At 42.0% G+C, this 12,050-nt stretch carries 7 protein-coding genes; 3 read left to right on the top strand and 4 right to left on the bottom strand.

Annotation, left to right across the window (positions count from 1 at the left end; all coding sequences use genetic code 11):
- Window positions 1-177: 177 nt before the first annotated feature.
- Window positions 178-510: a hypothetical protein gene (locus RMZ42_RS09690; RefSeq protein ID WP_322671217.1), complete on the bottom strand. Its 333-nt coding sequence runs from the start codon at window positions 508-510 to the stop codon at window positions 178-180.
- 184 nt (window positions 511-694) lie between these two features.
- Window positions 695-3,727: an S-layer family protein gene (locus tag RMZ42_RS09685; RefSeq protein ID WP_322671216.1), complete on the bottom strand. Its 3,033-nt coding sequence runs from the start codon at window positions 3,725-3,727 to the stop codon at window positions 695-697.
- Between the two features lie 254 nt (window positions 3,728-3,981).
- Here RMZ42_RS09685 and RMZ42_RS09680 point away from each other — a divergent pair, with 254 nt between their 5' ends.
- The 3 genes from RMZ42_RS09680 (at window position 3,982) to RMZ42_RS09670 (ending at window position 9,721) form a co-directional block, all read left to right on the top strand.
- A complete protein-coding gene (locus RMZ42_RS09680; protein ID WP_322671215.1) occupies window positions 3,982-4,650 on the top strand; it encodes a response regulator transcription factor in 669 nt (222 codons plus the stop codon).
- Window positions 4,650-6,647, top strand: coding sequence for a CHASE2 domain-containing protein (locus RMZ42_RS09675; RefSeq protein WP_322671214.1), 1,998 nt, complete (start codon window positions 4,650-4,652; stop codon window positions 6,645-6,647). The genes RMZ42_RS09680 and RMZ42_RS09675 overlap by 1 nt, the downstream gene beginning before the upstream one ends.
- Window positions 6,648-7,003: 356 nt before the next feature.
- Window positions 7,004-9,721 carry a CHAT domain-containing protein gene (locus RMZ42_RS09670; protein ID WP_322671213.1) on the top strand — a complete coding sequence of 906 codons (2,718 nt, stop codon included), beginning with the start codon at window positions 7,004-7,006 and terminating at the stop codon, window positions 9,719-9,721.
- 35 nt (window positions 9,722-9,756) lie between these two features.
- On the opposite strand, the gene RMZ42_RS09665 is transcribed toward RMZ42_RS09670, so the two are convergent.
- Together RMZ42_RS09665 and RMZ42_RS09660 are read right to left on the bottom strand one after the other, a co-directional pair.
- The gene (locus RMZ42_RS09665; protein ID WP_322671212.1) at window positions 9,757-10,452 is read right to left on the bottom strand and encodes a DUF928 domain-containing protein; all 696 of its coding nucleotides are present in this window, start codon (window positions 10,450-10,452) and stop codon (window positions 9,757-9,759) included.
- A 534-nt stretch (window positions 10,453-10,986) separates the two neighbouring features.
- Window positions 10,987-12,050: WD40 repeat domain-containing protein (locus tag RMZ42_RS09660; RefSeq protein WP_322671211.1), on the bottom strand; the 1,064-nt coding region annotated here is incomplete at its 5' end.

The raw sequence follows: 12,050 nt of genomic DNA, 5'->3' as shown, positions 1-12,050 counted from the left end.
CCATTTACGTTATTTGTGTTATCTTTGTTTAAATGAAAAAGTAGGAGCGAAAACGACCTCGCTCCTACAAACTGCGAGAAAAGGATGTTACTCAGCTAAAAGCGAAGGTGAGAGCATTCTTTTCTGTTTTAGCTTTTTCAAGGTTCTAGTCTGCGGTATGAAATAGAACCGAGCTGATTATGCAGGTAGTACAGACTCGATGTTGTTGTTAGCGTTACCGCCTAAGTTACCTTGTGAGCCTGGTTTTAGATAGTAGTATTTACCTGTGTAATTCTTACCAGTGTAGGCATACCAACCCTTGTAACCCGTTACCTTGTACCAGGACACTGTATTCTTATAGGAGCCTAAATCGGTATATCCTTTGTTAAGACCTATCTGACCTCCTGTACCATTATATCCCTTTGAAATGTATAAGGTACCACCACTAACAGTAGCAGCGGCTTCGTGATCGAGGTCTTGCACCAATTCGATGCTATAAAGGTCTTGGGTTTGGTTGTTGATGTTAGACATTGTTTTTCTCCTTAGTTAATTAAGGGAGGTTAGTAAGTTGAGTGTATGCAGCACTAGCGTTTTGGGTGTTCGCCTTCACTGCACTCCTTTACAATAGGTAAATTTGATTAGACGCACATCGTCAAGTTAGGAAATTGACTTTCCAATTTTGGAAAGTCAATTTCTGATAGATAATTAAAACTTCTTAGGAACCCGAACAAGTAGGCAGTTGTGACCAAAAACTGTGAGGAGGGACAGTGGGTGCAGAGGCAGTGAGAATCACCTCACCATTAGCTCCGTAGACCCATCCCTGAGCTTCAATCAGTGGCGCAAATTTAACGGAATGGTAAGGTTTGTTGCTAGTAGTAGGGTTTTCGGGGGCGAGAGCGTTTTCTTGTGGCGTTGAGATACTTGCGCTCTGGACAGTCGGTATCTGATAAGTCTGATAGGGTGCAATTGAAGGGTCATCTGGCATCACTGGCAAACCTCCGTTCCCTGTGATAACGAATTTCCCTTCTGGCCGTTTACTCCGTCCAATGCAACTATTGGCAATCAACTGTGAAGTATCTATGATGTTTGTGGGCAAAGCAGTTAAGCCATGACTAGGGTTAACATCAGGTGTGTTGAGTTGCACTACGCCATTAAATTCAGAACCACGGGCAGAATTAGCTGTAATGTCACTTAATGGCGTGGCTTGTAGACGAAACTGTGTGCCAAAGATGCCAGAAGCATTGACAATTACTTGACCACCAAAACTATTCTCAGCATTGGCGCTGATATCACTATTTTCTTTTGGAACCGCGACTAGATTGTTAGTATCAATCGTAATATTGCCACCAGTGGCATTACCAGTAGCGTTGGTAGTAATGGTACTACCTCGGCGTAGAAGTAATAAGTCGCGCGATCGCAAATTAATATTTCCTTGTCCTCCATTTGTGTCAGCACTGATTGTTGCTTTGTTGTCAAGATCGATAGAGTTAGCTTCAACTATTAATGAGCCTGCAATTCCTGACCCTTTACTGCTCACCGTTACTTGGGCTTTATCCCTCAAAGACAGCCTCCCGGTTGTAATGTTAATATCGCCTCCCTTGCCTACGCCTGTCAATTCCACAGTACTGAGTATTCCACTGTTGCCCGCTCCTTCCAACGAGACTCTATCTTGAGCAAATATATTCACATTGCCTGCATTTCCTTCCCCTGCGGTTCTGGCATTCAATACAGCGCCATTTTTCAGATCGAGTGACCCAGTTTTGATGTTGATGTCGGCACCCTTGCCCACCCCGTTTGGGAACACATTGCTGAATGCTCCACTCGGAAATCCATTGCTATCTGTCCCATCAAAGGTAACGGTATGCCCAGCAGTAATATTCACACTACCCGCATTCCCCTTTCCGCCATAGTTGGTAGCAACCAACTCACCACCATTTATAACAGAGAGTGACCCAGTTGTAATATTGATGTTGCCTCCCTGACCTTCGGCTCTTTCCCCTACTCCGCTGAGTATCCAAGTGACATTTGTGCCATTGCCATCCAAGGAAACTGTATCGCGGGCAAATATATTCACACTGCCTGCATCTCCTTTCCCATCGACTCTGGCATTCAATACAGCGCCATTTTTTAGATAAAGTGACCCAGTGGTAATCTTGATGTTGCCTCCTTGACCTTCAGATCCTCTCCGCACTCCGCTGAGTACCGAGCTGACATTTGTGCCATTGCCATCCAAGGAAACTGTATCGCGGGCAAATATATTCACACTGCCTGCATCTCCTTTCCCATCGACTCTGGCATTCAATACAGCGCCATTTTTTAGATAAAGTGACCCAGTGGTAATCTTGATCTCGACACCGTTGCCCACCCCGTTTGGCAACACATTACTGAATGCTCCACTCGGAAATCTATTGCTACCTATCCCATCAAAGGTAACGGTATCGCGGGCAACGATATCTACCTTACCTGCATCCCCCTTTCCACCATAGTTGGTAGCAACCAACTCACCACCATTCGTAACAGAGAGTGACCCAGTTGTAATGTTGATGTTGCCACCTTTGCCCTCGCCAGTTCGTCGTACAGCACTGGATGCATAACTGGTATCAAAGGAAACGGTGTCACGGGCAACTATGTTTATACTGCCAGCCTTCCCCTGTCCAGAGGTTTCGGTATTTAGTAGACCGCCATTTGTCGCATAAAGCGATCCGGTGGTTATATTGATGTCACCACTGTTACCTACAGCTGTTGATTGCACCGTATTAGAGATACTACTTCCATTCAGATTTATTGCCTCTGTTGCATTAATTTCAATACCTCCCGCCTGTAAGTCAACAGAACTCAACCCTGATAGTATCCCTGACTGTACCTTTGTACTTTCTCCAGTCATATCCAAGGAACGGGCATTGATCGCAATACTACCCCCACCACCAGCGAGGACATTAACATTAGTGCCATTGCCCAGAGATACATCAGCTCGTTCAACGTCATTAGGAAAACTGAAACCGAAGTCTGAGCCATTAATATTCAAATCAACTGTACCAGTGTCTGCCATACCTCCCAACTCTACATTTCCATCCAAAGCTAGGAGTTGACCACCATTAAGCTGTACATTACCGCCTACAAGTGCTAAGGTCTGACCAGGATTAACTTCTAAATTAGAACCTTGTAGCTGAATATTTCCTGGATTCGTCCCAAATTGTAAACCAATAGGTACATTGATAGTCAGCAAAGGTGGAGTTTGAGAATTTACAGCACTGAATTTAATACCATCACTAAAATTAAAACTATTAGCTGTACTTGCAATAAAAGAACCGCCAATATTAAGAGAGGCATTGGGGTTAAAGATAATTCCATTGGGATTGATTAAAAATAAATTTGCAGTGCCATTTGCCCGAATCATCCCATCAATATTCGAGGCTGAGTTACCTGTAACACGAGTGAAAATGTTCTGAATCAAGGTGGCGTCATTGTTAAAAAATGCCTTTCCACCTCTAGGTATAGAAAACTCGCTAAAACTGTGGAACAGGTTGGAACCTCGAACCGTTCCACCTTCAATCGCGCAAGCTGTGCATCCTGGTGCAACACTGGAATTTACTGGAAGTGTATTATCGGGAATAATTTGGGCGTGAACCGGATTAGTTATTATAAAAGTAAAAGTGGCGATCGTCGCACAGCATCCCGTTATAGTTATCACCCCAGAACCAAATAGTAGTAATTCCCAGCTTTGATAACACCTTAATTTAGCTTTCACAAGACTTCTCAACTCCTCATAACTAGTAGTGATACTACGTCATCAAGTTTAACAAGTTGTTATATTCCTTAACTAAGGTGCTGATTTTCCAATTTTGGAAAACTAAATTCCTGAAACTGCAACACGCAAATAGGCAATTATTTGTATCCTAGTATTGAGCGATAAGTTTCATTTAAGTGACAAGTTAATTTCTAGTTATCCTATAGTTTTAGTAAGTTAAATCAATAATAAATATATTAAAAAGTAAACCAGTTATGAGCAGAGAACCAAAGCAAACTTTGCAAAAATTTTTAGTTGTTGACGACCATGAAGCAATTCTTCAAGGTACAATTCCAGCACTCAAAGAGAAATACCCAGAAGCAGAAATCCTTGCAGCTCAAGATGCTCAGACTGCATATCAGCAATTTGAACTTCACCACCCAGACTTAGTAATTGTTGATTTATGTCTGCCAGAAAAGCCTCAATCCCAAGCTCAGATTGAAATTGGGATGCAACTGCTCAAAACTTTGATGTCAAGCCCTCTCGCCCCTACTTTAGTGGTGCTGAGTACCAATGTCAAACCATTGGTACGTCTCAAACCGATAATTAATACTTATGAAGGTGGCTTTGCCGCGATGGATAAATCTTTGCCATTTCGCGAAATGTTAAAGTTAGTTGACTTGGCATTGCGCGGCTCTATTTATTTATCTTCAGAATTGCGATCGCGCCCAGAATTTGACCGAAAATGGATTGAGGTATTGACGCTGAAATATGAAGAAGGATTAACAGATAAAGCGATCGCCCAAAAAATGAACTTGAGCGATCGCACTGTCCGCAACTACTGGATTAGACTACAAGATAGTTTGGGTGTCTATGACGAACCTGGTAAAGAATTGAGAATTCAAATTGAGATCGCAGCTAGAAAAATCGGATTGATCAACTGATGAAATTCGCACTTTCAACTAAAAGCAATTTATGGAAAAAAGTTCACAAACAACTGAAACCCTGGCGAGAAGTAGTGCTGCCAGGACTCTCGGTAATAGGATTAATTATCCTTGTTCGCTCAACAGGATTATTGCAATCGCAAGAGTGGCTGGCTTTCGATCAATTGCTACGCCTACGGCCTAATGAAGCCGTTGATTCGCGAGTGGTAATTGTAGGTATTGATGAAGATGATATCAATTATGTAGGTAGATTTCCCATACCAGATCAGGAAATTGCCCAAATGTTGAGAATTTTACATACCCATAAACCCAGAGTCATCGGTCTTGACCTTTTTAGAGATAAAAGTAGTTCGGCTGACGCCGAGCTTGCACCTGTCTGGAGAGAGAATCCAAATCTTATTGGAGTTGAAGTAGCATTAAATCGAAAGCAATCTTTTAATGTTAAACCACCGCCTGAGTTACCTCCCGAACGAGTCGGCTTTGCAGATACAATAGTAGACCCGGATGGAAAGCTGCGACGTAGCTTAATCGCAAGTAAAACTTATACTGGAGAACTGAAATACTCCCTACCTCTGCGTTTAGCACAATTTTATTTGCACGAGCAAGGAATAGAATTTGCTCATGGGAGTCGCTCTAAAGACCCCATCAAGTTCGGTTCAAGTCAGTTAGTCCGCTTTCTCCCCAATTCTGGCGGATATGTGGGAACTGATGCCAATGGCTTTCAAATGCTAATGAACTTTCGCTCTCATCCTCAACCTTTTCGCACTATATCTTTAAGGGATGTCCTTAATAATAAAATTGATCCTAATTGGATTCGCGATCGCATCGTGATTATTGGCATGACTGCTGCTAGTGTTAAAGATAGATTTACCATCTCGGCAGTTAAAAATACACTCTATACCACGGGTTTAGGAGTTGACGAGTCTTCCGATCAATACCAATGGATTTATGGTGTAGAATTTCATGCTCATGCCACAAGTGAAATTATTAGTCATGTTTTAGACAGACGACCACTGTTAAAAGTATGGTCAGAAATTTGGGAGTATTTATGGATTTTAACTTGGGGTTTACTCGGCATAATTCTCGGTTTAATCCTGCAATCTCCGGCAAAAACATTGTTGAGCCTTGGTATAAGTAGTATCGAAATCGTCGGAATTTGTTATGTTGGACTGATTCTAGGTTGGTGGATTCCTTTAGTACCAACCTTGTTAGCTTTTACCAGTGCAGGACTGACAACCTTTTTTTTTGACCGAGATTTAAGAGCGCTACTCGAACAGCGCAGTTTAACTCTTAAGCGCTCTTTTGAAGCAATCCATAATGGACCTCTGCAATCCCTAGCTGTGATATTGAGAAGTCTTGGTGAGGAAGATATAGAACCTGAAAAATTGCGATCGCAACTTGAACAACTAAATCGAGAGTTACGGACTATTCCTGAATATCTCAGTCAAGAAATGCTTACTCGCAGTGATAGTGTTTATTTAGAGGGAAATGAAGTACTCGATTTGCAAACCCCAATTTCTGAGATGCTTTATTATGTCTACGATATTACCTTAAGAAGAAACTTTCAAGGATTTATGACAATCCAAAGTTTTATACCTCCTAATTTTGAACCATTAGAAGAATGCAACTTAAATGCAAATCAAAAGCGAGGTTTATACCTTTTTTTGCAAGAAGCTTTATGTAATGTCGGCAAACATTCCCAAGGAGCTACTCGTCTTGATGTTGTTTGTACGCGATCGTCGAAAGAGTATTGTCTGCAAATAATTGATAATGGATTTGCAAATATATCTAAAAACTATCAACGTAGCGGACAAGGAACAGGTCAAGCTCAAGATTTAGCGCGGCAATTGAGAGGCAAGTTTCGACGATTTCCTCACTCTCCACAAGGCACTATCTGCGAGCTGACTTGGCCTATAGCAAGTAGTTTGTGGCAAAAATTTTTGTATTTAGATAATTGGAAAGTTTTAGTAAAAAAAGTACTAAAAGTATCAATTTAATAAGTATTAAAAGCATCGTCTTCCATTGGAAGTTGAAATGCTGTTGGGAAAAAACTGTTATTGGGTTTGCAACCTATAGCAAAAACTGCATTTCCAACTTTGGAAACTACGCTTTCAACTGGAAAAATCGGAGCGAGGAAAAACTTCTTAACTCTATAAACAGCGACAATCCATACTACTATCTATTTGTACAGTGCATAACTTCTAACGGATTTATGAAATACTAGACTTAGTTATGCGATCGCCAATTGGGGCGCTATGCTTTGCGAGATCGCAACACCAAGGCTGTGCATTGCTTAGAGCGATCGCTGATGAACTAACAAAATTCACTTGTTAAAGTATCCCTTTGTGACATTATGCAACGCTTGCCATACCGTATTCGTCACGTTTGGGCAGTTCTCTTTCTGACAACGCTAACCTTATGCTTGTGGTTGGCGCATCCTTCCCTAACAATTGGGAATAAGGGAATCGCAGAGATAGCAACAGCGAAATCGTCGGCTTTAAAGCAACCAGTGCAACAAGGACTTGAGCTATATCAAGGTGGCGATATTCAAGGAGCGATCCAGTCTTGGCAAAAAGCTCTCTCCTCTAATCAAGAGGAAAACAGTAATTATGCTGAAAAAATAAGTATTAGAACATACCTAGCCAGAGCATATCAACAAGTAGGTCAAATATCTGAAGCGATCGCTCAATTACAGCAAGTTATTGACTATTATCGTCAGACAAACGAGCCGCTCAAGGTAGGACGGATGCTAACAGAAGAGGCTCAACTCTACAGTAGCTTGGGACAGCACCGACGTGCAGCTACTATTTTATGCGGTCAAAAGCAAAGTAATCCAGCTTGTAGTCAAGATAGTGCAGTAGAAATTGCTCGTAACCACTCAGATGAACTAGGCGAAGTAGCTGCTTGGGGTAGTTTAGGAAATGCTCATCGTCTCCAAGGCGAGTATGAGCAAGCTATTCAAGATTTTGAACGTAGTAATGAAATCGCCAAGCGCATAAATAATCAAATTTATCTAGCGTCTACCTTGAATGGTTTAGCAAATACCTACGCTAGTTTGGCTAAGGGCAATGAGCGTCGTGCCGAATTTGCCCGTGAGGTAGCCGATAAGGAAGCTGCCCAAAAGTTTCAGCAAGACACTATTGGTCATGAGCAGCAAGCTGTACAGTATTTTGAACAAAGCCTAAATTTAGCTCGTAGCCAAAACGACAGAGTGAATGAACTGCGATCGCTACTAGGTCTAGTTAGGCTTTATCACCGCCAACATCTTCAGGATAAAGCCATAGTTAACAATACACTACAGCAAGCACTGGTCGTATTGGAACAATTACCCAACTCCCGCGATCAAGCATACACGGCGATTCAACTTGCTAATCTTTTACTACTCGTTAACCAAAACAGCGAGTCAGTCAGTACTGATCTAGCAACTCAATGCTTGACGTCAGAGTCGTTGCCTAAGTCTTTTGAACTACTCAACAAAGCTGTGGCAATCACGCAAAAAATTCAGGATCGAGAGGGAGAATCCTTTGCTAAAGGTCGATTAGGACACACTTATGAATGTCGCCAGGACTATCAACAAGCTATAAATTTGACTCAACAAGCACTGATTGGCACTGTTGCTGATGAGAACCTTTACTTATGGACATGGCAACTGGGACGCTTATCTAGAGCCACAGATCGAGTCAAAGAAGCAATTAATTTTTATGAAAAATCTATTGACAGCCTCAAAAGTATCCGTAGTGATTTAATACTGCAACAGCGAGATTTACAGTTTGACTTTCGAGATAACGTTGAACCAGTTTACCGCGAGTTGCTAGAGTTACGTCTAGAGCAAACCAATCATCTTGTTCAAGCATCAGATATTCAACAGAATTTGGAGTCGCTACTTCCAATAGTAGATGAGTTGAGGTTAGCAGAACTACAAAACTATTTAGGAAATAATTGTGATTTAGCACTGATTCAGAAACCAGTAGCACTCGTGGGGAAAAACACTGCCGTCTTGAGTTCGATTCTTTTAAAAGAACGCCTTGCAATCATTCTCACCTTAGCTGATGGTGAGCAAAAAATTAAGTCAAAAGTTTCTTGGATACCTGTTAAAAGTCAAGACGTTAGAGAGATTATCAATGATCTACGAATCAAATTAGAAAAACGCTCGGACTTGGAAAACACTTATCAAGCCAGAGCGCAACAAGTATATGACTGGTTTATTCGTCCTTTTCTTAGCGATTTAGAAAAAAATAAAATTGAAACTTTAGTACTTATTCAAGACGGAATTCTTCGGAGTATCCCGATAGCTGCACTGTTTGATGGTAAACAATTCTTGATTGAAAAGTATGCGATCGCCTTTGCTCCAGCATTGACTCTGACAAATCCTCAAGAATCGAACCCAAAAAAATTAAAGGTATTAGCTTTTGGCTTGACACAACCAGCTACTGTCGAAACAGATGCAGGTTACAAATTTTTTGAGCCGCTTACACAAGTAGAATCTGAACTGAAAACGATTACAACGAGTTTACCAAAAAGCAAGGGACTACTAGATCAAGACTTTACACTTGAGCGCTTGCAAAAAGAGTTAAAAGAAAATACTTATCCAATAATTCATTTGGCAACTCATGGCAAGTTTGGTATTGATGATAAAGAAACGTTTTTAGTAACTGGAAAAAAAGTTGCAGCAAATACTAAAAAATCACTTACAACCAAAACTTACAATGAAAAACTGACATTAAATGACCTTTATGAACTGATTAACAATACTCGCACTCAAAATCAACCGATTGAGTTATTAACTTTGACAGCCTGTGAAACAGCAGTAGGTAGCGATCGCCAAACTTTAGGACTAGCCGGTATTGCAATACAAGCTGGATCTAAAAGCGCCATAGCAACTCTTTGGAAAGTTGATGATGCAGCAACAGCACAATTGATAGCAAAATTTTATCAAAACTGGCATAGCGGAATGAGTAAAGCCAAAGCCTTACAGGCGGCTCAAATATCTTGGTTGCAAACGCATCACCAGCAACTTGAAAGTCACCCCGGATATTGGGCACCATTCATTCTCATTGGTAACTGGCTTTGATCGCTATATCTGTATCTATGAAAATTTCGTCCTTACTAACGTTGCAATTGATAGATTTTACTATTTGTCAGTGCTGCGTTAGTTTGTTCTCTTAATTCTGGTTTTGTTTCATTTGCTACCTGTTCTAGAAGAGACTTTCTTAATTTTCTAAGAGTCGGCTCATCCTTTGAAATTAAGGCAATATTTAAAGTATCGTACCACAAATCAGCTTGGTTATACAGATTTGCTTTGATTAAAACATCATTGATCTGGGATATCTGCTTTATCAAATCCGGTGGAGTTGAAACTACTTTCATCGCCGCGATCGCAAATGGATTCCCAGAAGGACGATTAGCATCGCAGACCAATTCGACTTGCCAAAGGTATCTCCGACCAACTGACAATTCTAAACTAGGCATAGATAAAACCATAATTCCTGGAGAACTTTTAAAAGTTTCATCTTTAATCTCTTTTACCAGTCTAGATTGTTTATTAGTTTTGTCATACTCATAAAGGCGGAACTCCATTTGCAAAGAACTAGTATCTTTCACATACCAAGCGAATGTAGGATTATTGACCAAACTTTGGCCGTAACTTTGATTAGGCGCAAGCAAGATGATATCTGGAATACTATTTAACGATGCTTCTGTTTGAGTCTCGCATCCCCTAGAACCGCCTGAAGTTCCTCTAGTCTGCGGTGGAGGGTCGTCAGAATCATTGTTTTTCTTGTCAGCTAAGACTGCTGTAGACATCAATAACAGTAAGCTCAAGGTCATGCAACTGATAAGGGTATTCCTCAAACTTTTGTGTAAAAGGCATAGTATTTGAGCCATGTTCTTACTCTGCAAAGCTTTTAGTACACATATGTTAGTACTACATATCATTTAACCTAAATTACGCAGATTGATGCAGGTTGCTTGTGAAGTATTATATTATTTAAGGATAGTAAATTCACTATTAAGAATTAAAGTAATATCATCTTTGTATTCTTTAGATTTGAGAAACTATAGAAAATTCAAAACTTCTATCCGAATCTCTTCTAGCGCTTTTTCTATTTATTCAATAGCGTGTATTTGTATGAGATTTTCCACTACCTCTTCTCCTCTACAATCCCTTCTATTGCATAGATATATTGCAAATCCAGGAAGGCGATCGCGTGTTCGTGTATTTGTGGTTGCAGGTAAGCAGCAAGTTCCTGTCAGCGCAAACCGACGCTTACTGCTTTGATAGCCGTTTGCAATTGAATCGAGTATAGACCTTCTTAGAGGCACGGCAATGCCGTGTTTTTAACCGCTTACTTTACTCCAAACATATTTTTGGCAGACTTCGCAAGCAGCTTTTGCTTCCTCTGTTTGCGGATTGGTGAAGATGGGATGGTAACGTAACCTGTCGCAACAGACTTGCAACCATGCACGCCAACCACCCGGCCACAACCGCACCGTGCGGTCACGACCACCACTGACAATCGTCTGCCCATCGATACTGATGGCGACAGAATAAACTTCACGCTCATGACCAAGCAAAGGTTCGGCTAAGGACAAACCTTGCAGGTTCCACAACCGTACCGTGCCGTCACTACCGCCACTGACAATTGTCTGCCCATCGGTACTGATGGCGACAGAATACACCTTATCCTGATTACCAGTCCAAGGTTTAGCCAAGGGCAGACCTTGTATGTTCCACAACCGCACTGTGCCGTCTTCACCGCCACTGACAATCATCTGCCCATCCGGGCTAATGGCGACGGAATTGACCCTACCCCAATGACGGCGCAAAGGTTCAGCTAAGGGCAGACCTTGGAAATTCCACAACCGCACTGTGCCGTCTTCACCGCCACTGACAATCGTCTGCCCATCCTGGCTAATGGCGACAGAATTGACCCTACCCTGATGACCACCGAAGGTTTCAGCCAAGTGCAGACCTTGGAAATTCCACAACCGCACTGTGCCGTCTTCACCGCCACTGACAATCGTCTGCCCATCCTGGCTAATGGCGACAGAATTGACCCTACCCTGATGACCACCGAAGGTTTCAGCCAAGTGCAGACCTTGGAAATTCCACAACCGCACTGTGCCGTCTTCACCGCCACTGACAATCGTCTGCCCATCCGGGCTAATGGCGACGGAATTGACCCTACCCCAATGATCGCGCAAAGGTTCAGCTAAGGGCAGACCTTGGAAATTCCACAACCGCACTGTGCCGTCTTCACCGCCACTGACAATCGTCTGCCCATCCGGGCTAATAGCAACAGAATTGACTTCACCCTGATGACCACGGAAGGGTTCAGCCAAGGGTAGACCTTGGAAATTCCACAACCGCACTCTGCCGTCACCACCGCCACTGACAATCG

This window comes from Nostoc sp. DedQUE05, assembly GCF_034530955.1.
Classification (GTDB): domain Bacteria; phylum Cyanobacteriota; class Cyanobacteriia; order Cyanobacteriales; family Nostocaceae; genus Nostoc.
The sequence above is the reverse complement of the archived record's forward strand: the minus strand, read 5'-3'. Positions and strand labels throughout refer to the sequence as shown.